Origin of the sequence: Bradyrhizobium sp. CCBAU 53415 (assembly GCF_028128735.1) — a bacterium.
In the GTDB taxonomy this organism is placed as follows: Bacteria; Pseudomonadota; Alphaproteobacteria; order Rhizobiales; family Xanthobacteraceae; genus Bradyrhizobium.
Map to the genome: position 1 here is coordinate 495,872 of NZ_LBJF01000001.1, position 23,713 is coordinate 519,584.

General features: G+C 65.4%; 26 protein-coding genes. 20 read left to right on the forward strand and 6 right to left on the reverse strand.

Going from position 1 to position 23,713, the window contains the following annotated elements; translation table 11 throughout:
- The first annotated feature begins 6 nt into the window (after positions 1–6).
- From XH87_RS02220 to XH87_RS02235, 4 genes are read left to right on the forward strand one after another with little or no spacing between them, the layout of a single operon-like run.
- Positions 7–771, forward strand: a complete 765-nt coding sequence (locus tag XH87_RS02220) for a hypothetical protein (RefSeq protein ID WP_271586008.1) — start codon at positions 7–9, stop codon at positions 769–771.
- Between the two features lie 19 nt (positions 772–790).
- Positions 791–1,483 (forward strand): L-fuculose-phosphate aldolase, encoded by a 693-nt coding sequence (locus XH87_RS02225; protein WP_271586009.1) that lies wholly within the window; start codon positions 791–793, stop codon positions 1,481–1,483.
- A 32-nt stretch (positions 1,484–1,515) separates the two neighbouring features.
- Positions 1,516–2,478, forward strand: a complete 963-nt coding sequence (locus tag XH87_RS02230) for a carbohydrate kinase family protein (RefSeq protein WP_158669155.1) — start codon at positions 1,516–1,518, stop codon at positions 2,476–2,478.
- A gap of 51 nt (positions 2,479–2,529) precedes the next feature.
- On the forward strand, positions 2,530–3,276 hold the full coding sequence (locus XH87_RS02235) for an SDR family NAD(P)-dependent oxidoreductase (RefSeq protein WP_271586010.1): 747 nt from the start codon (positions 2,530–2,532) through the stop codon (positions 3,274–3,276).
- Between the two features lie 115 nt (positions 3,277–3,391).
- Here XH87_RS02235 and XH87_RS02240 read toward each other — a convergent pair whose 3' ends face one another.
- Positions 3,392–3,718: a hypothetical protein gene (locus XH87_RS02240; protein WP_271586011.1), complete on the reverse strand. Its 327-nt coding sequence runs from the start codon at positions 3,716–3,718 to the stop codon at positions 3,392–3,394.
- A 156-nt stretch (positions 3,719–3,874) separates the two neighbouring features.
- Complete coding sequence (locus tag XH87_RS02245; protein WP_035716371.1) at positions 3,875–4,099, reverse strand: hypothetical protein; 225 nt, start codon at positions 4,097–4,099, stop codon at positions 3,875–3,877.
- 273 nt (positions 4,100–4,372) lie between these two features.
- Here XH87_RS02245 and XH87_RS02250 point away from each other — a divergent pair, with 273 nt between their 5' ends.
- From XH87_RS02250 to XH87_RS02270, 5 genes are all read left to right on the forward strand, one after another.
- Positions 4,373–5,332 (forward strand): N-carbamoyl-D-amino-acid hydrolase, encoded by a 960-nt coding sequence (locus XH87_RS02250; protein ID WP_035716369.1) that lies wholly within the window; start codon positions 4,373–4,375, stop codon positions 5,330–5,332.
- 1,201 nt (positions 5,333–6,533) lie between these two features.
- Entirely contained in the window at positions 6,534–7,151 is a 618-nt protein-coding gene (locus tag XH87_RS02255) for a TetR/AcrR family transcriptional regulator (protein WP_333909164.1), read from the forward strand.
- 56 nt (positions 7,152–7,207) lie between these two features.
- Complete coding sequence (locus XH87_RS02260; protein WP_271586013.1) at positions 7,208–8,401, forward strand: MFS transporter; 1,194 nt, start codon at positions 7,208–7,210, stop codon at positions 8,399–8,401.
- 137 nt (positions 8,402–8,538) lie between these two features.
- A complete protein-coding gene (locus XH87_RS02265) occupies positions 8,539–8,958 on the forward strand; it encodes a DUF4118 domain-containing protein (RefSeq protein WP_271586014.1) in 420 nt (139 codons plus the stop codon).
- A gap of 138 nt (positions 8,959–9,096) precedes the next feature.
- Complete coding sequence (locus tag XH87_RS02270) at positions 9,097–9,306, forward strand: hypothetical protein (protein ID WP_035716188.1); 210 nt, start codon at positions 9,097–9,099, stop codon at positions 9,304–9,306.
- A 242-nt stretch (positions 9,307–9,548) separates the two neighbouring features.
- Here XH87_RS02270 and XH87_RS02275 read toward each other — a convergent pair whose 3' ends face one another.
- Positions 9,549–10,526 carry a LysR family transcriptional regulator gene (locus tag XH87_RS02275; protein ID WP_271586015.1) on the reverse strand — a complete coding sequence of 326 codons (978 nt, stop codon included), beginning with the start codon at positions 10,524–10,526 and terminating at the stop codon, positions 9,549–9,551.
- Between the two features lie 121 nt (positions 10,527–10,647).
- Between XH87_RS02275 and XH87_RS02280 the strand changes: the two genes are divergently transcribed.
- The 9 genes from XH87_RS02280 (at position 10,648) to XH87_RS02320 (ending at position 19,828) form a co-directional block, all read left to right on the forward strand.
- Positions 10,648–11,685 (forward strand): class 1 fructose-bisphosphatase, encoded by a 1,038-nt coding sequence (locus XH87_RS02280; RefSeq protein WP_271586016.1) that lies wholly within the window; start codon positions 10,648–10,650, stop codon positions 11,683–11,685.
- Positions 11,686–11,697: 12 nt separating this feature from the next.
- Positions 11,698–12,573, forward strand: coding sequence for a phosphoribulokinase (locus XH87_RS02285; RefSeq protein WP_035716173.1), 876 nt, complete (start codon positions 11,698–11,700; stop codon positions 12,571–12,573).
- Between the two features lie 16 nt (positions 12,574–12,589).
- Positions 12,590–14,608 (forward strand): transketolase, encoded by a 2,019-nt coding sequence (gene tkt / locus XH87_RS02290; RefSeq protein WP_271586017.1) that lies wholly within the window; start codon positions 12,590–12,592, stop codon positions 14,606–14,608.
- 12 nt (positions 14,609–14,620) lie between these two features.
- Positions 14,621–15,706, forward strand: a complete 1,086-nt coding sequence (fba, locus tag XH87_RS02295) for a class II fructose-bisphosphate aldolase (protein WP_271586018.1) — start codon at positions 14,621–14,623, stop codon at positions 15,704–15,706.
- Positions 15,707–15,744: 38 nt separating this feature from the next.
- The gene (locus tag XH87_RS02300; protein WP_158667575.1) at positions 15,745–17,205 is read left to right on the forward strand and encodes a form I ribulose bisphosphate carboxylase large subunit; all 1,461 of its coding nucleotides are present in this window, start codon (positions 15,745–15,747) and stop codon (positions 17,203–17,205) included.
- Between the two features lie 11 nt (positions 17,206–17,216).
- Positions 17,217–17,624 carry a ribulose bisphosphate carboxylase small subunit gene (locus tag XH87_RS02305; protein ID WP_158667576.1) on the forward strand — a complete coding sequence of 136 codons (408 nt, stop codon included), beginning with the start codon at positions 17,217–17,219 and terminating at the stop codon, positions 17,622–17,624.
- Positions 17,625–17,724: 100 nt separating this feature from the next.
- A complete protein-coding gene (gene cbbX, locus XH87_RS02310) occupies positions 17,725–18,657 on the forward strand; it encodes a CbbX protein (RefSeq protein ID WP_271586019.1) in 933 nt (310 codons plus the stop codon).
- On the forward strand, positions 18,654–19,391 hold the full coding sequence (gene rpe, locus XH87_RS02315; protein WP_271525868.1) for a ribulose-phosphate 3-epimerase: 738 nt from the start codon (positions 18,654–18,656) through the stop codon (positions 19,389–19,391). Before cbbX ends, rpe begins: the two co-directional genes overlap by 4 nt.
- Positions 19,392–19,615: 224 nt before the next feature.
- Positions 19,616–19,828 carry a hypothetical protein gene (locus tag XH87_RS02320; RefSeq protein WP_035716197.1) on the forward strand — a complete coding sequence of 71 codons (213 nt, stop codon included), beginning with the start codon at positions 19,616–19,618 and terminating at the stop codon, positions 19,826–19,828.
- 20 nt (positions 19,829–19,848) lie between these two features.
- Here the strand turns inward: XH87_RS02320 and XH87_RS02325 are convergent, their stop codons facing one another.
- On the reverse strand, positions 19,849–20,685 hold the full coding sequence (locus tag XH87_RS02325; protein WP_271586020.1) for a universal stress protein: 837 nt from the start codon (positions 20,683–20,685) through the stop codon (positions 19,849–19,851).
- A 211-nt stretch (positions 20,686–20,896) separates the two neighbouring features.
- Between XH87_RS02325 and XH87_RS02330 the strand changes: the two genes are divergently transcribed.
- Positions 20,897–22,441: a Do family serine endopeptidase gene (locus XH87_RS02330; protein ID WP_271586021.1), complete on the forward strand. Its 1,545-nt coding sequence runs from the start codon at positions 20,897–20,899 to the stop codon at positions 22,439–22,441.
- 272 nt (positions 22,442–22,713) lie between these two features.
- Entirely contained in the window at positions 22,714–23,076 is a 363-nt protein-coding gene (locus XH87_RS02335; RefSeq protein WP_271586022.1) for a hypothetical protein, read from the forward strand.
- 12 nt (positions 23,077–23,088) lie between these two features.
- On the opposite strand, the gene XH87_RS02340 is transcribed toward XH87_RS02335, so the two are convergent.
- Both XH87_RS02340 and XH87_RS02345 read right to left on the reverse strand, forming a co-directional pair.
- On the reverse strand, positions 23,089–23,379 hold the full coding sequence (locus XH87_RS02340; RefSeq protein ID WP_158667580.1) for a DUF6496 domain-containing protein: 291 nt from the start codon (positions 23,377–23,379) through the stop codon (positions 23,089–23,091).
- 93 nt (positions 23,380–23,472) lie between these two features.
- Positions 23,473–23,667, reverse strand: coding sequence for a DUF3072 domain-containing protein (locus XH87_RS02345; RefSeq protein WP_271586023.1), 195 nt, complete (start codon positions 23,665–23,667; stop codon positions 23,473–23,475).
- Between the last annotated feature and the right edge of the window lie 46 nt (positions 23,668–23,713).

Genomic DNA, 23,713 nt, shown 5'->3' on the forward strand with positions numbered 1-23,713 from the left:
ACTGCAATGGTATCGCTTGTCATCGACAGTCGCTTCCGTGGACCGCCGCACTCCGGCAACGGGGGCTATGTATGCGGACGTCTCGCAAGGCACGTCGCCGCAGATGCCGAGGTGACGTTGCGCGCACCGCCACCGCTGGAGCGGGCGCTCGACATCCTGACGGGGGCCGACGGCGGGATCGAGTTGCGCGAGAACGACAGGCTGCTCGCGACGGCGCGTGTAACGGGCATCGATGTGCCGGACGTTCCCAAAGTGAGCTACGAAGCCGCGGAAGAGGCGGTCGGCAGAACACCTTATGACGAGCAGACCCACAACCTTCCGACTTGCTTTGTCTGCGGCCCCGCCCGCGCCCATGGCGACGGTCTCCGGATCTTCGCAGGTCCGCTGCAGGCGGGGTCGGTCCCGGGCAGGCCTGTCGTGTTCGCGGCGTCCTGGGTACCTCATGGCAGCCTGTCCGGCGAGGACGGCCATGTCGCGCCCGAATTCGTCTGGGCCGCTCTCGATTGCCCGACCGGTTATTGCAGCGTCGGCGCCCGTCACCTGGGATTGAACGGTGACGAAACCGCCCTGCTCGGACGCATGGCGGCGCGGATCGATCGCCGGCCACGCCCCGGCGATCGTTGTGTGGTGGCGGCCTGGCCGACCGGCCGGGAAGGCCGCAAGCTCTTTGCCGAGAGCGCCTTGCTGAGTTCGGAGCAGGAGGTCCTGGCGGTCGCGCGAACGACGTGGCTGCTGGTCGACCGGCAGGTTCAGCTCGGAGCAATCGCATGAACGAGAATGGGAGCAGCGTATGACCAGCCGCGAAGCGGAGCTCGAGCTTCGTCAGTCCATCATCGACGCGTGTCGCGAGATGGCGGCGCAAGGCATCAACCAGGGGACGTCCGGAAACATCAGCGTCCGAACCGACGGCGGCATCCTGCTCACGCCGTCCGGTCTTCCATACGACCGCATGAAGCCTGAGGACATCGTGGCGATGAAGTGGGACGGCTCATGGACCGCGTCGGCCGGCAACGTTCCGTCGACGGAATGGCGCTTTCACCTCGACATCCTGAAATCGAAGCCGGAGGTCGGCGCCGTCGTTCACGCGCATCCGATCTTCTGCACCATCATCGCGATCATGAATCGCTCGATCCCGGCGATCCACTACATGATCGCCGCGGCTGGCGGCAACGACATCCCCTGCGCGCCGTACGCGCAATACGGCACGGCGGAGCTGTCGCAGGCGGCCCTGGACGCGCTTCGCTATCGCCGCGCCTGCCTGCTCGCACATCACGGGCTGATCGCCATCGGTCCCAATTTGCGCAAGGCCATGTGGCTTGCGGTGGAGGTCGAGGTGCTCGCCAAGCAGTATCACGGCTGTCTTCAACTTGGCTCTCCTCCGCTGCTGCCGGACGAGGAAATCGACAGCATCTTGAAACGATGGGGGCAGTACGGCCTGCGCGATAGCGACGGCGCGCCCAAGATCCCCCAGCGTTCGAGCTAGATCACGATCAAACCACTATCCTGCGAGAACTCATGGCTCACTCTCACGACGTCAGCGTCTGCGGCACTTATATTCTGGACATTCTGGGGGTCCCGGTGACCGAGATTCCGCCCGGTGGCGGCCGCCTGCTGATCGAGGAAATTCGGCTCGCGGTCGCGGGCACCGCCGGCGGAACGGTTGTTCCTTGCGCGCGTCTCGGTCTGAAGGCGCTCGCGGTCGGCGCCGTCGGCTCCGACGAGAAGGCGGACTGGATGCTCAACGCGCTGGAGCGTGAAGGCATCGACATCTCTCTCATGGAACGGATGGCCGACAGTCCGACCTCGGCCACGATCCTGCCGATCCGGCCCGACGGATCGCGCCCGGTCATGCATGCAAGGGGCGCCTCGGCCCGCTGGCGGATCGCGCCCGAAACGCAAAAGGCCGCCTGCCGGAGCAAGATTCTGCATCTCGGCGGGGTTGGCTCCCTGCTTGCGATGGACGGAGCGCCTTCCGTTGCATTGCTGCAGGACGCGAAGGCCGCCGGTTGCACGACGACGCTCGATCTCATCCAGGCGCGGCGTGAAACGCTGGCGCTGGTCGAGCCGTTGCTGCCCTATGTCGACTTCTTCATGCCGAGCATCGACGAGACCAGCGCCATGGTCGGAACCGACGATCCCGCCGCGTGCGCGCGGTTCTTCATCGACAAGGGAGCGGGGGCCTGCGCCATTTCTCTCGGAGCCGACGGATCGTTTGTGATGACGCGCGACGGACGTCAGTTCACGGTGCCGGCATTCGAGGTCGCGGTCCGCGATACCTCGGGATGCGGCGATTCCTACACGGGCGGCTTCATCGCCGGTCTCGCCCGCGACTGGGACCTGCTCGACTGCGCGAAGCTTGCGACCGCGACGGCCGCGATCGTCGCGACGGGTCTGGGTTCAGGCGCCAATCTCGTATCGTTCGAGGAGACCGTGAAGGCCATGAACACGCTCCCGGTCCGCAAGTCTGCTCGCGCCTGACCTTTTCATGCCATCACAAGAATTCATCCGAACAACAGGGGAGAACGCAACATGGCCCGACATGCGATCGTGACGGGAGCAAGCCGCGGAATCGGCCGTGCGATAGCCATTGGCCTTGCAAGGCGCGGATACGATCTCGCGCTGACCGACATCGCGGCCCAGGAGAAGGTCCTCCCTGAGACCGTTGCTGAGGTCAGCAAGCTCGGCCGCCGCTGCATTCCGGTGCTGGGCGACGTCAGCGACATCGGTGATTGCAGGCGGGCGGTGGCCGAGGCCGTGCAGGGTCTCGGCCACATCGATGTCCTCGTCAACAATGCGGGGATCCTCAGGCTGGCGACCATCGACGAACTGACGACCGATACGTGGGATCAGACCTTCGCCGTCAACACCCGCGGCGTCTTCCAGATGACCCAGGCCGTGGTGGCGCATATGAAGGAGCGCAAATACGGACGGATCGTCAACATCGCCTCGCTCGCCGCCCGAACGGGCGGTCCGGGACAGTCCCACTACGCGGCATCGAAGTCGGCCGTGGTTGGATTCACCCGCGTCTCGTCCATGGAGTTCGGAGGCCACGGCATTACCGTCAATGCCGTATGTCCGGGGATCATCGTGACGGAGATGGGCATGAACAATCTCCGCGATCCGGAGCGGGTTGCCTATTTCGAGAAGGTCACGGACCTGCATCGTCTCGGCCAACCGGAGGATGTCGTCGGTCCGGTCGCGTTCTTTGCGTCGGACGATTCCGCGTTCGTAACCGGCCAGGCCCTCAATGTGGACGGGGGGATATTCTACAGTTAGGCCGATGCCGGTCCGTCTGACGCCGCGCCAGTTCGGCGAGTCCAACGACAGGCTTGCCGAAATGGTCGCGGAGGCTCCGCAAAAATATGCGTCGCCTGCGCACTGGTGGCAGATCCTACCTTCTCGCCACCAGCACCCCCACCAGGAACGCCACCATCAGCGACGGCAGCGGCGCCTCGCGCACCATGCCGCGAACGAGGTCCGGCCAATGCTGCTTCGGGACCGGTCTCCGCGATCGCACGTTCGGCGCCGGCTCGATGCCCCAGCTCGATGCGAGCTCGGCGATCTCGCTTTGCGCCAGACGCACATCATCACGGACGCGGAACACGGCCGTCTCCCATCGCTCGCGCGGCGCGTGCCGCATCAGCGTCTCGACGGCGGTGCGCAGCGTCATCTCGCCGTAGCCTTGCACCCGCACCGACTCCTCGGGGTCGGACGTCATGCCAAATCCCTCACAGCGCCAGCTTCTTCACAACGCAAAGTGGCGCGAGATGGGCTCGCGTCAGGTGCCTGCTCATGATCTTGCTCCATGCTCTGCATGGAAATTGCGGTGGCGGAACTTGGTTCCTCGCGCCGGGTGCGAATCGGCGGGCGCCGGCTATTTCCGCAGCAATTCGCTCAACGTCGCCGTCGCCTCGGCGCAGCGGAGGTCGTCGATCTCGCGCGACAGGTTGAGTGCGCACGCTCTCAGCTCTTCCAGCTTCCAGCTGTCCGGATGCTGATGTTCGAGCTGACCGAGACGCTTGTTCAGATCGTCCAACCTCGATTGGAGCTGCCCGATGCTGGCCGCCCCATTCACTTTCCAAACGCGTTGTGCACGCATCGTCGTTCCCCTGAGAGTCTCACGGCGTTGTGAGAGCGGTTCGTGGCCGGAATGGGAGTTTGTTTTGTCCGGCTTCAGATCGTGGGGAACCGTTGCAGATCGGCAACGAAGTTCCCGGAGTTTCCGGTGCGCGCGCCTGGCGCCGCACGATGATACCCGTAGGCACGGATCTTGATTGTGGCATCAGGACGAGGGACCGAGGTGGCCTGTGCGTGCGGTGCATCGCTGGATAGGCTCAGGCCCGACGCACTCGGAAAAGCGAAGGAATGACGCGTGGCGAGATTTGTGACGATTGCAGCCGGCCAGCTCGGCCCGATCGCGAGGAGCGAGACCAGGACCGCGGTGATGGCGCGGCTGATGAAATTGATGCGCCAGGCCCGGGCTTGCGGCTGCGACCTGATCGTTTACCCCGAGCTGGCGCTGACCACGTTCTTTCCACGCTGGTATTTCGAGCAGCAGGCCGAGATCGACAGCTTCTTCGAGCGCGAGATGCCGGGCCCTGAAACGCAGGCCTTGTTCGAGCTCGCGCGCGAGCTCGGGATCGGCTTTTGCCTCGGCTATGCCGAGCTGACCGCCGAGGCCGGAATTGTCAGGCGCTACAACACCTCCATCCTCGTCGACAAGAGCGGCACGATCGTCCTGAAGTATCGCAAGGTCCATCTGCCCGGGCATGCCGAGCACGAGCCGTGGCGCGAGTTTCAGCACCTGGAGAAGCGCTACTTCGAGCCGGGCAGCGGCTTCGGCGTCGTCGATGCTTTCGGCGGCGTGATGGGCATGGCGATCTGCAACGATCGCCGCTGGAGCGAGACCTATCGCGTGATGGGCCTCCAAGGGGTCGAGATGGTGATGATCGGCTACAACACGCCAGTGCACAATCCGCCCGCGCCCGAGCACGACGATCTCTCGCTGTTTCACAATCATCTGGTGATGCAGGCCGGCGCCTACCAGAACGGCACCTTCGTGGTCGGCGTCGCCAAAGCCGGAGTCGAGGAAGGCGTCGACCATATCGGCGGCAGCTGCATCATCGCGCCCTCCGGCGAGATCGTCGCGGCCTGCACGACCAAGGGCGACGAGATCGCGCTGGCACGCTGCGATCTCGACCTCTGCAACTCCTACAAGCGCACCACCTTCAATTTCGACGTTCATCGCCAGCCGCATGCGTATGGAATGATCGTGGAGCGGAAGGGCGCGACGACGATGGCGGATGGGACGCCGGTGTCCTCGAAGGGGTGACACTCTCCCTCCCGTCATTCCGGGGCGATGTGCAGCATCGAGCCCGGAATCCCTCGGGCTGCAAGACATGCTGTGAGATGGATTCTCAGATGCGCAATTGCGCGTCATGGCTCGCGATATCGTCGCGCTCCGGGATGACGCGGCTGTTTCGCTCGTCGTCAACCCCTTCCTGCGAAAATATTCCGCTTTACCGAAATTCGGAAATGACGTATGTGTCGCCCATCCCGGCTCATCCTCGAGGGGCGATCATGTGGTCGTCATTTTCGCGAGCCGGGCTTGCGGTGGACGCGGCAGCGTCGTGTGCGAGATGTCAGGGGCAGGGCGGATTGCTCTCCGTGAGCCCTAGACTGCGTGCGGACGAGCGGCGCTGACAGGTTCGTCTCGTCTGTAAGTTCGCGGCTCCGTCGACGGGGCCGGGAAAACTGCGGCGACATGGCGGGCCGCGCGTACGGCAAAACCGTGTGGTCCTGGCCGTCGTTGCTACGGTCAAGCTCTTGCGGAGGCGGCTCTTGCGTCAACCGGCGCGGTGCCGGTGAATTCCGCGGGGGCGAGGGAGGCCAAAGGAAAGTTCGGCTCCCGGGAGAGCACGGCATAAGCCGTCCGACCATCGCGCAGGGAAGGCCGTGTGTACGGCTACACCTGTATGCTGCTGTGCGGTTCTTCCTGCGTGTGCAATTCGCGCAGCGGACCGCGGGTGCCGGCCGGCACCCGGCCTTCTCTGCGCCCTCTTGGCTTGGAGGGTGGAGTGACCAGGCAAAGCTCGGGCGAAACGCGCCGCGAGAATGCGAAGGCATGTCCGCGGCCACATCCACCGTCATTGCGAGGAGCGTAGCGACGAAGCAATCCAGAATCCCTCCGCGGAAAGACTCTGGATTGCTTCGCGGAGCCTGTCATCGGGCGGCGCTTCGCGCCGACCCGGTGGCTCGCAATGACGAGGAGGAGAGAGCGTGTGCCATACTCCACTCTCGTGCCCCGGACGCAGCGCAGCGTCTCTTCGACGGTGCGCTGCTGAGCCGGGGCCCATATCGTTGTTGTCGTACCGTGTGGCCCTGGGTCCCGGCTCTGCGCCGCAACGCTGTCGCGTTGCAGCTTGTCCGGGACACGAGCGAGAGCGGCGTCTTCAGAGCCGTCGAATCCTCTCCTTGAGCTGCTCACAACCACGTGTCTTTATTCGGAAACGATCATTTCCTATTATCCCGCGATGCAAAAAGCCGCCCGCCGATCCCAGTCTGCCCGGCCGCCCGGCCGCCCCCGGGAGTTCGACATGGACACCGCGCTCGACCGCGCCGTGCGCGTGTTTCGCGAGCGGGGCTATCATGCCACCTCGATCGGCGACCTCACCGCTGCGATGCGGCTGGCCACCGGAAGCGTGTACAAGGCGTTTCGCGACAAGCATGCGGTGTTTCTCGCCGCCTTCGAGCGCTACACGGCGCTGCGCCAGGAGCAGACCCGCAGCGCGGCCAGGCGCGGCACAAGCGGGCGCGAGCAGATCCGCAACGTGTTGCTGTCCTATGTCGAGCACTCCCAGGGCGTCGAGGGACGGCGGGGCTGCCTCGTGGTCGGCAGCGCCGTCGAATTGTCCGCGCGTGATCCGGTGGTCGCCGCCCGCGTCAGCGCGCAGCTCGCGACCAACGAAAAGTTCATCGCCGGCCTCATTCACGAGGGGCAGGCCGACGGCTCCATCCCCCGCCATGTCCGCGCCGACGACACTGCGCGGCTGATGATCTGCATCACGCAGGGGATGCGCGTCGTCGGCAAGGCGCGGCTGCCGCTCGACGGGGAGCGTCTCGTCGGTGTCGCGATGAAGCTGCTCGCCTGAAATTTTTGTCATTTTAGGGAATGGTCATTCCCTAAACCTATCTGGAGTCCATGCGAATGACGATGAATGCCACGATCGAGACCGCACCCGAACCGGATGCGGTGTCGCAGCGCCTGACTTTCGTGCTCGCCGCGGCCTGTGGCATGGTCGCCGCCAACATCTACTATGCCCAGCCGCTGATCGCCCCGATCAGCGCCGCGCTCGGCCTGTCGCATGCGGCGGCGGGGCTGATCGCCACCATGACACAGATCGGGTACGGCACCGGGCTGCTGCTCATCGTGCCGCTCGGCGATCTCGTCGAGAACCGCGCCCTGATCTGCTCGGTGATCACGCTCGGCGCCGCGGCGCTGCTCGCCGCCGCCTTCGCCACCCATGCGCTGCCGTTCCTGATCGCCGCGCTGTTCATCGGCCTCGGCTCGGTCGCCGTGCAGATCATCATTCCCTATGCGGCGCATCTGGCGCCCGCAGCCATCCGCGGCCGCGTCGTCGGCAACGTCTCGACCGGCCTGATGCTCGGCATCATGCTGGCGCGTCCGGTGTCGAGCTTCGTCACCGCAGCCCTGTCGTGGCACGCGGTGTTCTTCTGCTCGGCGGCGCTCATGGTCGTGCTCGCATCCGTGCTCTGGATGACGCTGGCGAAGCGCAAGCCGGTGACGGGGATGCACTACGGCGAATTGTTGCTGTCGATGCCGCATCTGGTGCGGGCCACGCCGCTGCTGCGGCGCCGCGCGCTCTATCAGGCGAGCCTGTTCGGCGCCTTCACCCTGTTCTGGACGGTGGCGCCGCTGCAGCTCGCAGCCGAATTCGGCTTCTCCCAGCGCGGCATCGCGCTGTTCGCGCTGGCCGGCGTCGCCGGCGTGTTCGCAGCTCCCATCGCCGGACGGCTCGCCGACCGCGGCCATAGCCGGATCGCGACGCTGGTCGCGATGCTGCTCGCGGCCGCCGGCTTCCTCGTGACCTATGTCGGCGCGCCCGGCTCGACGCTGAATCTCGCCTGCCTGGTGGTGGCTGCGATCGCCATCGATATCGGTGTCCAGGGCAACGTCGTGCTCGGCTTCCGCGCCATCTTTGCGCTCGGGCACGAGCACCGCAGCCGCCTCAACGGCCTCTACATGGCGACATTCTTCGCTGCCGGCGCGGCCGGCTCCGCGGTCGGAGCCTTCGCCTTCGCGCAGGGCGGCTGGGCACTCGCGTCGGCCATTGGCCTCGCTCTGCCCGTCGCGGGCCTGCTCTATGCGGCGACCGAATAGCCGCCGGGGTGGCCGGAATTGTGCGATGCGGCCCGTTTACCAACCCGCGAGGATGCAATTTCCGTCTCGCGGCCCCGGAGCCGCTGTAGTACTTTGGTTGCAAGCGCACCTGGTTAACGGGCGGCAGGGGGAGGCTGATGAGGCGTGCGGGGCTGTTTGGCGTACCGAGGGTACGGCCATGGTCGTGGCAGGCGTTTCTGCTCGGGCTAGTCGTCGTCGCAATGTCGGCCGTGCTTCAGGGCATCTGCGTCGCGCTCGGCGCAAAAGTCTATTTTGCGGCGTTCCTGCCCAGCCTGTTCGTGCTCGGAATCGTCACGGGGGCGCCGGCGGCGGGATTCGCCGCGCTGCTCACCATTCCGGTGGTGTGGTGGGGCTTCATCCCGCCGTTCTTCCGGTTCAGCCCGCTCACCAGCGACTATGCGGATTCCATCAACCTGTTCTTCCTGCTCGCCATGCTGCTGATCGGCCTTGCCGATCTCTGCCGCGAGACGATGAGGATCGTCAGCCGGGGCGGGCCGAACGGCTCGGGCGGGAGCGCGGCAACGGATTCGCAATAGATTCGCCGTGCACGATCGTGCGCGTTGCGCGAGCGCAACAGTCCGGCAACCATCCGGGAGCTTGCCGCGCGCCGCTAACTTTTCGAAAAAGATTTGGCCGCAGTTTCTCCCGCGGGAATGACGAGGGAGTTTTCGGACATGAACGGCCAAACAAGCGGTCACGCCATCCTGGAGAACGTGCGCCGCTATCGCGGCATCGCATCGCTCTATCGCCAGACCGCCGCATTCCGCCCGGGCCAGAGCTGGTCGCTGCTGGAGCAGGCGAGGGATTGGGAAGCGCGGGCGCTGTCGGAGCTGGAAGCCTATTTCGCGACGCGCGCGGACTGCACCGCCCCGCTCGCGGCCTGATCGACAACGACCGGCGCGGCCGTGAACCGGCTCGCCGAAGGTGTGATCGCCCGCAGGGCAATTACGGGGTTGTCTCCGCATCCTTCCGTGCTAGCAACGGGCCGATCGAGATCTCCTTCACGTCGGCCGGGGCAAGCGATGACCACCTTCAACCGCATCTTCACGACGGAGCGTCTGCTCCAGATCATCGTGGTGCTGGCGGCGACCATCGCCATGAAGCTGATGAGCTGAGCGCCGGCCGGCTATCGCCCGCCGAGTTCGGGCACATCGGGCAGATAATTCGATCCTTCCGAGCCCAGGAAATCGAACATCGCCTGCGCCGGCGGCAGCAGCACCTTGTCGCTGCGGCGGATCACGTACCATTGCCGGACGATCGGCAGACCCGCGACGTCGAGCACGACGAGCCGGCCCTCGGCGAGCTCATGGGCCACGGTATGGGCCGAGATGAAGGCGATGCCGAGTCCGGCGATGACCGCCTGCTTGATGGTCTCGTTGCTGCTCATCTCCATGCCGATGATGGGCTCGAGATCCGACTTCTGGAACATGCCCTCCATCAGCGTCCGCGTGCCCGAGCCGGGCTCGCGGGTGAGGAAGGTCTCGTGCACGAGGTCGGTCAGGTTGAGGCCGGAATCCTTCTCCAGCCAGTGGCCCTTGCGCGCGACGATGATGTGCGGATTGCGCCCGAGCTGGCGGACGTCGACGGTGACGTCGGCCGGTGGCCGACCCATCACCGCGAAGTCGAGGTCGTAGCCGTGCATGGCCTCGCGGATCTCCTCGCGGTTGCCGATGGTCAGCTTGATCTCGATCTTGGGATGGCGCTTGGAGAACGCCGCGATCGCATGTGGCACGAAATACTTCGCGGTCGAGACCGCGCCGAGCTGCACCGTGCCGCCGGTTCGCCCCGCGAGCAGATCGAGCGCGCCCTGGCAATCCGTGATGGCGGCCTCGACCCGCTCGGCCAGCGCCAGCACCTCCTTGCCCGCTTCCGTCAGCAGCATGCCGTCGCCGGTTCGCTGCACCAGCGGCAGGCCGGCGAGGTCCTGAAGCTGCCGGAGCTGCTGGGTCACGGCCGGCTGCGTCAGCCCGAGATGGCCAGACGCCGCCGTCACGCTGCCCTTCGCCGAAAGCGCCGCGAGCGACCGCAACTGCCGGATCGTCAGATGCCGGAGCTGGCCCGCCGCATGGCTGGGGCCATTATAAGAAAATTCTTTGACGCTCATTATGAATAGAAATTTTCCTTATTAAGTCGCCCCTGTCAATCTCCACATGCCGGGATTGACCGCACCAACCTCCAGCGCGGAGGGACACCGGATGCGGCGCCGGCAAAGGGGATGGACGCAGATGACCGGGCAACTCAGGCTGGACGATCACCTTCAACGGTATTCAGAGACCGCGCCGCTCGCGCTGGCGGTGGCGGGCGCCGTCGATGCCATCGCGGCGGGGGCGATCGAGATCGCCGATCTCATCGCCTCCGGCGATCTTGCCGCCGCCTCGGGCCTGACGACGGGCCGCAACAGCGACGGCGATGTCCAACGGAATCTCGACGTCCAGGCCGACGCGATCCTGCGTCGCTGCCTCGGCCGGCTGCCGATCGCGGCGCTGGCGTCGGAGGAGATGCGCGAGGCCCAGATCGTCGACCGTCAGGGGCGCATCTGCATCGCGATCGATCCGCTCGACGGCTCCTCCAACATCGACATCAACATGACCGTCGGCACGATCTTCTCGATCCTGCCGGCGCCTGATGATCTCTCGCTGGCCTTCCATCAGCGCGGCTCGGCGCAGCTCGCGGCGGGCTTCGTCACCTATGGTCCGCAGACCTCGCTGGTGCTGACGCTCGGCGACGGCGTCGACATCTTCACGCTCGACCGCAAATCCGGCTGCTTCCGCCTCGCGCGCAGCAGCGTGCAGATCTCCGAGGCCTGCGAGGAGTTCGCGATCAACGCGTCGAACCGCCGGCACTGGGATCCACCGGTGCGCGCCTTCATCGACGAATGCCTCGCCGGTGTCGAAGGGCCGGCCAACCACGATTTCAACATGCGCTGGATCGGCTCGCTGGTCGCGGAGGCCTACCGCATCCTCACCCGCGGCGGCGTGTTCCTCTATCCCTCGGACGCGCGCCCCGGCTATGGCGACGGCCGCCTGCGCCTGACTTACGAGGCGCATCCGATGGCGATGATCGTCGAACAGGCCGGCGGCTCGGCCACGACCGGACGCGAGCGCATTCTCGAACTGTCGGCGCAGAGCCTGCATCAGCGCGTGCCGCTGATCATGGGTTCGAGCAACGAGGTGCGGCGCGTCGAGGAACTTCATTGCGATCCGCTGCTGGTCGCCAGTGTCTCCGCGCCGCTGTTCGCGCGGCGCGGCTTCTTCCGGCTCTGAGCGAGGCGTCCCATGTCCAGGAAGCATCCGATCATCTCCATCACCGGCTCCTCCGGCGCCGGCACCACCTCGGTCAAGAAGACCTTCGAGCAGATATTCTTCCGCGAGAAGGTCAACGCCGCCTATATCGAGGGCGACGCGTTCCATCGCTACGACCGCGCCGAGATGCGTGCGCAAATGGCCAAGGAAGCCGAGCGCGGCAACAAGCATTTCAGCCATTTCAGCCCCGAGACCAATCTGTTCGAGGAGCTGGAGCGCGCGTTCCGCGATTACGGCGAGACCGGCACGGCGGTGACGCGGCACTATGTCCACGACGCCGAGGAATCCGCGCTGCATGGCGCGGCGCCCGGCACCTTCACCGACTGGAAGCAGCTGCCGGAGAACTCCGACCTGCTATTCTACGAGGGCCTGCACGGCGCCGTGGTCACGGACAAGGTGAATGTCGCGCGCTATGCCGACCTCAAGATCGGCGTCGTGCCCGTCATCAATCTCGAATGGATCCAGAAGCTGCACCGCGACCGCAGCGCGCGCGGCTATTCGACCGAAGCCGTCACCGACACCATCCTGCGGCGGATGCCGGACTACATTCACTACATCTGCCCGCAATTCACCGAGACCGACATCAACTTCCAGCGCGTGCCGACGGTGGACACCTCCAATCCCTTCATTGCGCGCTGGATCCCGACGCCGGACGAATCGATGGTCGTGATCCGCTTCAAGAATCCGCGCGGCATCGATTTCCCCTATCTGCTCTCGATGCTGCCGCAAAGCTGGATGTCCCGCGCGAACTCGATCGTGTGTCCCGGGGCCAAGCTCGATCTCGCGATGCAGCTGATCCTGACGCCGCTGATCATGCAGCTCATCGAGCGCAAGCGCAGCCTGAAGTGAACAGGGAGAGAATCCAATGAACATCTCCGTCCACGCCGAAGCCGACCTCACGGCGATCACGCACAACGATCTCGCCAACGCCGTCCGTTTCCTCGCGGTGGATGCCATCGAGACCTCGCAATCGGGCCATCCCGGGCTGCCCATGGGCATGGCCGACGTCGCGACCGTGCTGTTCTCGCGCTTCCTGAAGTTCGACTCGGCCCACCCCAATTGGCCCGACCGCGACCGCTTCGTGCTGTCGGCCGGCCACGGCTCGATGCTGCTCTACGCGCTGCTGCATCTGACCGGCGGCGATGTCAGTCTCGACGACATCAAGGCCTTCAGGCAGTGGGGCTCGAAGACGCCGGGGCATCCCGAATATGGCCACACGCCCGGCGTCGAGACCACCACGGGGCCGCTGGGGCAGGGGATTGCGACCGCGGTCGGCATGGCGCTCGCCGAGCGCATGGCCAACGCGCGGCACGGCGACGGCCTCGTCGACCACTTCACCTATGTGATATCAGGCGACGGCTGTCTGATGGAAGGCATCAGCCAGGAGGCGATCTCGCTCGCCGGCCATCTCGGGCTCGGTCGGCTGATCGTGCTGTTCGACGACAATGGCATCTCGATCGACGGGCCGACCTCGCTGGCCACGTCCGATGATCAACTCGCGCGTTTCGCCGCCTCCGGCTGGTCGGTACGCCGCGTCGATGGCCACGATCCCGAAGCGGTTGCGCAGGCGATTGCCGAAGAGCGCGAAACGACAAAACCGTCGCTGATCGCGTGCCGCACCATCATCGGCTATGGCGCACCTGATAGACAGGGCACCGAGAAGGCGCATGGTGCGCCGCTCGGCACCGAGCAGACCGCAGCGGCGCGGCGGACGCTTGGGTGGGACTATCAACCCTTCGTGGTCCCGATTCCAATCCAGAAGGCCTGGCGGATGATCGGGCAGCGCGGGCAGGTCGATCGCCTCGCCTGGCTCGACCGCTACGAAGCTGCGACGCCGGAGCAGCGCGATCTGTTCGTAGAAGGCAAGGCCGTGGCTCTGCCCGCCGCCTATGCGCTGGCTGCAGCGAAATTGCGCGAACGCTTCGCCGGCGAGCGTCCAAAGCTCGCGACGCGGCAAGCCTCGCAACAGGTGCTTAATGCCATCGCCGGGACAATTCCCGGCCTGGTCGGTGGCTCGGCGGACCTGACGCATTCGAACCTGACGCATGCCAAGGCGCAGGCTCCGGTCAAGAGCGGTGCGTTCGCCGGCGACTACATCCATTACGGCATTCGCGAGCACGGCATGGCGGCTGCGATGAACGGCCTCGCGCTGCATGGCGGCTTCATCCCGTACGGTGGCACGTTCCTCGCCTTCTCCGACTACAGCCGGCCGGCGATCCGACTTGCAGCCCTGATGCGGCTGCGCGTGATCCATGTGATGACGCACGACTCGATCGGACTCGGCGAGGATGGCCCGACGCACCAGCCGGTGGAGCATCTGGCGGCGTTGCGCGTCGTTCCGAACCTGCTCGTGTTCCGGCCGGCTGATGCCGTGGAGACGCTGGAGGCCTGGGACTGCGCGCTGGCGGCGGAGCATCGTCCATCCGTGCTGTGCTTGTCGCGGCAGGCGCTGCCAACCTTCCGCATCGATGCGCGCGGCAAAAACCGCGTCGCGCGCGGCGCCTACCTCGTCGTCTCCCCGGACGGGGGCCGCGACGTGACATTGATGGCAACCGGCTCGGAAGTCTCGATCGCGCTGGACGCCGCCCGCCTGCTCGCGACCGAGCACATCCGCGCGGCCGTCGTCTCCGCACCCTGCTTTGCGCTGTTCGAGGAGCAGCCGGAGGATTACCGCGCCACGGTGCTCGGCACAGCGCCGCGTGTGGGGATCGAGGCGGCGGTGCTCGGCGACTGGCCGCGCTGGATTGGCGCCGACGGCGAGTTCGTCGGCATGCGCGGCTTCGGCGCCTCGGCGCCCGCGCCGGTGCTGTACCGCGAGTTCGGCATCACGCCGCAGAGCATTGCGGAAGCCGCCCGCCGGGCGATTGCCCGCAAGAGCCAATAAGGAGGACGTCCCGTGGCCCGTATCACACTTCGCCAGTTGCTCGATCACGCCGCGACCTGCGGCTACGCCGTGCCGGCGTTCAACATCAACAACATGGAGCAGGGCATTGCGATCATGCAGGCGGCCGCCGAGGTCGATGCGCCCGTCATCATCCAGGCCTCGCGCGGGGCGCGCAGCTATGCCGGCGATCTCATGCTCTCGCACATGATCGACGCGCTGGAGCGGACGTATCCCGACATCCCGCTCTGCATGCACCAGGACCACGGCAACGACGAGGCGACCTGCGCCTCGGCCATCGCCCACGGTTTCACCTCGGTCATGATGGACGGCTCGCTCAAGGCCGACGCCAAGACCGCGGCCGACTATGACTACAACGTCGCGATCACCCGGCGCGTCGTCGATCTCGCCCATTGGGTTGGCGCCTCGGTCGAAGGCGAACTCGGCGTTCTCGGCTCGCTCGAGCACGGCGGCGGCGAGCAGGAGGATGGTCACGGCGTCGAGGGCAAGGTCAGTCACGACCAGTTGCTGACAGATCCGGACCAGGCCGTCGATTTCGTCCGGGCGACGAAGGTCGATGCCCTGGCGATCGCGATGGGCACCTCGCACGGCGCCTATAAGTTCAGTCGCAAGCCCGACGGTGACATTCTGGCGATGCGCGTGGTCGAGGAGATCCATCGCCGGCTGCCGAACACGCATCTGGTGATGCACGGCTCCTCCTCGGTGCCGCAGCCGCTGCAGGACATGTTCAACCAGTTCGGTGGCGAGATGCCGCAGACCTGGGGTGTGCCGGTCGAGGAGATCGTCCGCGGCATCAGGAGCGGCGTGCGCAAGGTCAATATCGATACCGATTGCCGGCTGGCGATGACCGCTGTGTTCCGCAAGGTCGCCGCGCAGAGCCGCAACGAGTTCGACCCGCGCAAATTCCTGAAACCGGCGATGGACGCGATGCGCGAGCTCTGCCGCGAGCGCTTCGAGCAGTTCGGCGCGGCGGGTCACGCCAGCAGGATCAAGGTCGTTCCCTTGAGCGAGATGGCGCGGCGCTATCGCGCCGGTGAGCTCGATCCGCGCATCGACGCCCGCGAGCCCGTTGCGGCCTGATCAATCAGAAAGAGCAGAGAAAAGAGCAGGAGAGAGACATGAACGCACATGCAGGCACAGTCCGCGGCAAAGAGCGCTATCGCTCCGGCGTGATGGAATACAAGCGCATGGGCTATTGGGAGCCCGACTACACGCCAAAGGACACCGACGTCATCGCGCTGTTCCGCGTCACGCCGCAGGAGGGCGTCGACCCCATCGAGGCCTCGGCCGCGGTGGCCGGTGAATCCTCGACCGCGACCTGGACCGTGGTGTGGACCGATCGGTTGACCGCGGCGGAGAAATACCGCGCGAAATGCTATCGGGTCGACCCGGTCCCGGGCTCGCCCGGCTCGTATTTCGCCTATATCGCCTATGACCTCGATCTGTTCGAGCCGGGCTCGATCGCGAATCTCTCGGCCTCGATCATCGGCAACGTGTTCGGCTTCAAGCCGCTCAAGGCGCTGCGGCTGGAGGACATGCGCTTCCCGGTCGCCTATGTGAAGACGTTCCAGGGGCCGGCGACCGGCATCGTGGTCGAGCGTGAACGCCTCGACAAGTTCGGCCGGCCGCTGCTGGGTGCGACGGTGAAGCCGAAGCTCGGACTGTCAGGCCGAAATTACGGCCGCGTGGTCTACGAGGCGCTGAAGGGCGGCCTCGACTTCACCAAGGACGACGAGAACATCAACTCGCAGCCCTTCATGCATTGGCGCGACCGCTTCCTCTACTGCATGGAGGCGGTGAACAGGGCGCAGGCGGCCTCGGGCGAGGCGAAGGGCACCTACCTGAACATCACCGCGGGCACGATGGAGGACATGTACGAGCGCGCGGAGTTCGCCAAGGAGCTCGGATCTTGCATCGTCATGATCGACCTCGTGATCGGCTACACCGCGATCCAGTCCATGGCCAAATGGGCGCGGCGCAACGACATGATCCTGCATCTGCATCGCGCCGGTCACTCGACCTATACGCGGCAGAAGAGCCATGGCGTGTCGTTCCGTGTCATTGCCAAATGGATGCGCCTTGCCGGCGTCGACCACATCCATGCCGGCACGGTGGTCGGCAAGCTCGAAGGCGATCCCAACACCACGCGCGGCTATTACGACGTCTGCCGCGAGGACTTCAACCCGACCAAGCTCGAGCACGGCCTGTTCTTCGATCAGTCCTGGGCGAGCCTCAACAAGATGATGCCGGTCGCCTCCGGCGGCATCCATGCCGGCCAGATGCACCAGCTGCTCGACCTGCTCGGGGAGGACGTCGTGCTGCAGTTCGGCGGCGGCACCATCGGCCATCCCATGGGCATTGCGGCCGGCGCGACCGCCAATCGCGTGGCGCTGGAAGCGATGATCCTCGCCCGCAACGAGGGCCGCGACTACGTCCACGAAGGGCCGGAGATCCTCGCCAAGGCGGCCCAGACCTGCACGCCGCTGAAGGCCGCGCTCGAGGTCTGGAAGGACGTCACCTTCAACTATCAATCCACCGACACGCCGGACTTCGTGCCGACGGCGCTGGAAACCGTCTGAGGAGATTTGAGATGAAACTGACTCAGGGCTGCTTCTCGTTCCTGCCCGACCTGACCGACGACCAGATCAACAGGCAGGTGCAGTATTGCCTTGCCAAGGGTTGGGCGGTGAACATCGAATTCACCGACGATCCGCATCCCCGCAACACCTATTGGGAGATGTGGAGCCTGCCGATGTTCGATCTCCAGGATGCCGCCGGCGTGATGATGGAGCTCGCGGAGTGCCGCAGGGTGTATGGCGACCGCTACATCCGCATCAGTGGCTTCGATTCCAGTCATGGCTGGGAGTCGGTGCGGATCTCCTTCCTCGTCAATCGGCCGAAGCAGGAGGCTGAGTTCGAACTGGTGCGGCAGGAGGTGGGTGGCCGTGCAATTCGCTACACCACCGTGCGCAAGCCGGTCGCGCAAGCCTCGATCTGAGCCGTTCTCCTCCGCGCGGAGCTCTCCCTGCTCCGTATCCTTGGCGGACCACTGCTTCGCCGCTTCCCCCGCGGCGAAGCTCCTTTCTTCGAGGGTAGTTATGCTGGACGTACCCCACGCAACCACGACCGAGCCGAGCGAGACCCGCTTCGATCTCCGCAAGGAGGCCGAAGCCGCTGGGATCACCGACACGCTGCAGCAGCTCGACCAGGAGCTGGTCGGATTGAAGCCGGTCAAGAACCGCGTGCGGCAGATCGCCTCGCTGCTGCTGATCGAACGCATCCGCCAGCGCGCGGGCCTCGCCGCCGCGCCGCCGACCCTGCACATGTCGTTCACGGGCAATCCCGGCACCGGCAAGACCACCGTGGCGCTGCGCATGGCCAAGATCCTGCACGGCCTCGGCTTCGTGCGGCGCGGGCAGGTGATCTCGGTGACGCGCGACGATCTCGTCGGCCAGTATATCGGCCACACCGCGCCGAAGACCAAGGAAATCCTGAAGAAGGCGATGGGCGGCGTGCTGTTCATCGACGAGGCCTATTACCTGCATCGTCCCGACAACGAGCGCGACTATGGCCAGGAATCGATCGAGATCCTGCTCCAGGTGATGGAGAACCAGCGCGAAGATCTCGTCGTGATCCTCGCCGGCTATGGCGAGCGGATGACGAGCTTCTTCGCTTCCAATCCCGGATTCCGTTCGCGCATCGCCCACCACATCGAATTTCCCGACTATGCGGAAGCCGAGCTGCTCGTTATCGCCGAGCTGATGCTGAAGGAGCGCGGCTATCGTTTCTCGGCGGCGGCACGCGAGGCCTTCGAGAAGTATATCGCCTTGCGCCGCACGCAGCCGTTCTTCTCCAACGCCCGTTCGATCCGCAACGCGGTCGACCGCATCCGTCTGCGGCAGGCCGATCGCCTTGTGTCCGATCTCGATCGCATGCTCGATGTCGCCGACCTCGAAACCATCGATCCCCTAGACGTCCTTGCGAGCCGTGTCTTCAGTGGCGGCGCCGACGCGCGGAGTGCCAAGCCATGACTGACGACATTCTTATCGCCCCATCGATCCTGGCCGCGGATTTCGCGCGCCTCGGCGAAGAGATTACGGCGATCGACACGGCCGGCGCCGACTGGATCCATTGCGATGTCATGGACGGCCATTTCGTGCCGAACATCAGTTTCGGTGCTGACGTCATCAAGGCGATCCGGCCGTTGACGACGAAGGTCTTCGACGTGCATTTGATGATTGCGCCGACCGATTCCTATCTCGAGGCGTTCGCGAAAGCCGGAGCGGACCTCATCACGGTGCACGCCGAAGCCGGGCCGCATCTGGATCGCACGCTTCAGGCGATCCGTTCGCTCGGCACGAAAGCGGGCGTCAGCCTTTGTCCGTCGACGCCGGAGGCGGCGATCGAATATGTGCTCGACCGCATCGATCTCGTGCTGGTGATGACGGTCAATCCGGGCTTTGGTGGCCAATCCTTCATCGGATCGCAGATCGAGAAGATCAAGCGGATCAGAGCCATGATCGGCGAGCGGCCGATCCGGCTCGAAGTCGATGGCGGCGTCACGCGTGACAATGCGGCGGCTGTGGCCGCAGCCGGTGCCGATACGCTTGTCGCGGGTTCCGCCGTGTTCCGCGGCAAGGGCGCCGCCGACTATGCCGCCAATATTGCGGCCATTCGCCTCGCTGCCGAGGCCGGCCGAGTTCCGCACCCGCAAGACAGTGCTGCGCAGCGGATGCGCGTAAGCGATGGAGGCCGTCTCCGGTAGCCTGTCTTCATCTCCGGATCTCGCGGCGACGCCGCAATCGGCCGAGACTGTCCGCGCGGGGTGGGGCCTAGCGTCGGTCGGCGTCATTTGGAACTTTCGCCTGAATACGCATTTCAAGAACGAGCCGGGATCAGGTGCGGGTCGGCGCAGCAAATGTTTTGCACAACCGCCATCGGCCTGACGTAAATCGGGGCGATAAGCTTGCCAATGCGAGGGAGGGTCTCATGGAGAACGTACGTCGCTACCGGGCGCTGGCGTCTCTCTGTCGTCAGCAGGCGGCCTACCGGCCGCTCCAGAACTGGGAACTTCTCGGCCAAGCCGAACATTTCGAACATCTCGCCGAAGTCGAACTCAAGGCGCATTTCGACGCGTGCAATGTGCAACGCGTCGAGGAAGCCACCCCGCCCGCGACATGGCAGGCTCCCGTCGCGGCGTAACGGCGCCAAGCCGGCTCGGCTCAATGCGACATCAGCGTCGGGACCGTCATGGCCTCCAGCATGGCGCGGGTGACGCCCCCGAGAACGCGCTCCTGCAGCCGCGAATGGCCGTAGCCGCCCATCACCAGGAGATCGAGGCTCTCGTCGGCCGCCAGCGACAGGATGGTCGGCTGAATGTCGGCGCGCGCCGCCGACAGGCTGACCGTGCGGGTCGACAGTCCGCGCCGGCCGAGATGCTTTGCCAGGCTGGTCGCTGAAGCCTCGCCGGAGACGGTGTCGGACTCGTTGATGGTGATGATCACGATCTCTGCGGCGCGCGCCAGGAATGTTGCTGCATCGCGCACGGCGCGGGCAGCGAGGCGGCTGCCGTCCCAGCAGATGCCGATCCGGTTCGCCTTGAAGGCTCCACGGAAGGTGTAAGGCAGGAACAGCACCGGGCCGCCCGCCTGAAACAGGATCTCGCCTGGCACGTCGTTGTCGAAGGAGCCTTGCGTCGGATCAGGTTGAAGCACGATGCTGAGGTCGTGCAGTCGCGCCATCTCGCCGAGCGAGCCGGCTGCATCCGCCGGGATCGCGCCGAGTGCGTGGCAGGCGTAGGAGATGCCGGCGTTCGCCGCTTGGCTGCTGAACACTGCGAGCGCGGCCTCGGCACGCTCCACGGCGCGCTCGCGTTCCAGTTCGAAAACGGCCGCCACCGCGGCGCCACCCTCCATCACATAGGCTGTACTGGTCGCGACATAGCCGACCGCAACCGCGTCGAGATGCGCATTGAGGTGCGCCCCGAGCGAAATCGAGCCCTCGATCACGGAACGCATGGGACGCTCGGTGGGAATGTGGACGAGAATGTCTTTGTACATGGCGCGCCTCCGGTGGACATCATCCGATGATGGCAGTTTTTCACGGCGCAAAGCGCCTGTGTTGAGCTGCATCAAACGGGCAGCGACGATTTGCCTGCTGCGGCCGCTCACCCGCACTTTGCCGAGATTTAATCCGATGGACGGGACGCCGTAAGGTGGCAACCGCCATGTTGGGGGCAAGGCGACACCAGCTCAACATGGATATTTCGACATGAACGATCGCGTCAATTCCGACACCACCACGTCTCGCAAGATCTTGCGGCCGCGCCGGCTGGCGCTGCTCGGCACCGTGGCCGCGCTTGGCGTGGCCGTGCTGGCGGCTGCTCCCGGCTCTTCGCCGTTCGGCATGCACCCCTTCATTGCGCCGGCTCAGGCCGCCGAAGCTGCCGCGACGCCGCCGGGCTTCGGCGATCTGGTCAGCAAAGTCAAACCCGCGGTCATCTCCGTGCGGGTGAAGATCGACCAGGACAACGACAAGAGCGCGATGCTGCAACAGAACCGGATGAACTCGGACGAGGACACGCCGTTCGACCAGTTCTCGCGACAGTTCGGCTTCCGTTTCCCGGACGGCATGAACGGCATACCGCGCCAGCGCCATCAGGTGATCACGGGCGAAGGCTCCGGCTTCTTCATCTCCGCCGACGGCTATGCGGTGACCAACAACCACGTCGTCGACCACGCCGAGTCGGTGCAGGTGACGATGGACGACGGCACGACCTACACCGCGAAGGTCGTCGGCACCGATCCGAAGACCGATCTCGCGCTGATCAAGGTCGATGGCAAGAAGGACTTTCCGTTCGTCAAATTCTCCGACCAGAAGCCGCGCATCGGCGACTGGGTGGTCGCGGTCGGCAATCCCTTCGGTCTTGGCGGCACTGTGACCGCCGGCATCGTCTCGGCCAGCGGCAGGGATATCGGCAATGGCCCCTATGACGACTTCATCCAGATCGATGCGCCCATCAACAAGGGCAATTCCGGCGGCCCGGCCTTCGACATGAACGGCAACGTGATCGGCGTGAACACCGCGATCTTCTCGCCCTCGGGCGGCTCGGTCGGCATCGGCTTCGATATTCCGGCCTCGACCGCCAAGCTCGTCGTCGCGCAATTGAAGGACAAGGGCGCGGTCACCCGAGGCTGGCTCGGCGTGCAGGTGCAGCCGGTGACGTCGGATATTGCCGACAGCCTCGGCCTCAAGGAAGCGCGCGGCGCGATCGTCGACAATCCGCAACCTGGCAGCCCGGCGGCGAAGGCCGGCATCGAGGCGGGCGACGTCATCACCGCCGTCAACGGCACCACGATCAAGGACTCCCGCGACCTCGCCCGCACCATCGCCACCCTGGCGCCGGGTACGTCCGTGAAGCTCGATGTCTTCCGCAACGGCGACAGCAGAACGATGACCGTGGCGCTCGGCGAGCTGCCGAACGAGCGGCAAGCCAAGGGAAATGGCACCGATGAGGGCAGGGGGCAGCCAAGTGCCGGCACGCCGCGCCTGGGCCTCAGCCTGGCGCCGGCAGGTGACGTCCAGGGGGCGGGCCAGAAGGGCCTCGTCGTCACCGAGGTCGACCCGCAAGGGCCGGCGGCACAGCATGGCATTCAGACCGGCGACGTCATCCTCAATGTCGGCGGCAAGGCCGTTGCCAATGTCGGCGAGGTCCGCTCGGAACTGGCGCAGGCCAAATCGTCGGGAAAGCGCAGCGTGCTGTTGCAGGTCAGAAGCGCGGAGGCGACAAGGTTCGTCGCCGTCCCGCTGGCGTAAGACGACCGCACCGAGCGACGGAGTGAAAAAAGGCGGCCCTCGGGCCGCCTTTCCTGCTCATCCTCGGACCTCCCCGCGGGGCTATCGATAACATTCTCGTTAACCGCAGGGATGGTGACGCAGTTCGTCCGAAAAAGCCGTGTTCGTTCATCACAGTTCCAGCTCTCGCAGCCTTCCTTGCGGTAATGGAGCCGCGGGCTGCAATCGTGGAACTTCGAGCTGGCCGCCGCTTTGTGGAACTAGCAGGCGGTTCGCATTTGATCGGTGCCGACATGGATCGATTGAAGCTCTCGCTGAGGAGTGCGCTACTCGTAGCGCCATTGGTGCTCTGGGGCGGAAACGCGCTCGGGCGTGACGACGGCCGCTACGCGGACTCCCCCCTGAAACCATGGTTCGACAGCTTGCGCAGCCACCTTGGTCCATGCTGCTCGGACGCGGATGGTCTTGCCGTCGCCGATCCCGACTGGGAGTCGCACAACGGGCGCTACCGCGTGCGTCTCGACGGGCAGTGGATCGAGGTGCCGGACGAAGCCGTCATCACCGAGCCGAACCGGGCCGGCCGCACCATGGTGTGGCCGGTGAAAACTGCGTTCGGGATTTCGATCCGCTGCTTCATGCCGGGCAGCATGATCTGAGACAGGTCAGCGTCAGCGTTTGCTGGATTTGCGCTTCGACGATTTCTTTGACGACCTTCTGGACGTCTTCTTGCCGGGCGTCTTCTTGGCGCTCTTCCGCTTCGAAGCCTTCTTCGGGACCTTCTTGCCCTTCTTTCGCGCCTTCGACAGTCCGATCGCGATCGCCTGCTTGCGGCTCTTCACGCGTCCGCCGCGCCCCCCGCGCCCGCTCTTCGCGGTCCCCTTCTTGTAGCGCCGCATCTCGCTTTCGACATCGCTACCCGCGCTGCGTGAGTAGCGGCGCTTCTTTGCCTTCCGTGCCATGCATGTTCTCCCTTGGCCGAAGAAAACCATTCGGCACGGCCAAGGTTCCGGGCGGCGCGCGCACGCAACGTTCCAGACGCGCGACGCAGCCTGTTAGAAGGAATTCGCCAGCTCGATCTCCGCTTCGAGCACCTGGATGCGCCGTGCGGCCTCGCCAAAGGACAGGTCCCGCGCATATTGAGCGGGTTGATAGGCTTCTTCGCTCAGCCGCTTCAGCCTGAGGCCCTGCGCCCGCGTCATCTGCTCGCTCAGAAAAACCCTGGCGTCGTATTTACCTTGAACCTGCATCCGGCTTCTCCGTTCTGAAATCGTGACTTGACTATATGTTCTTATT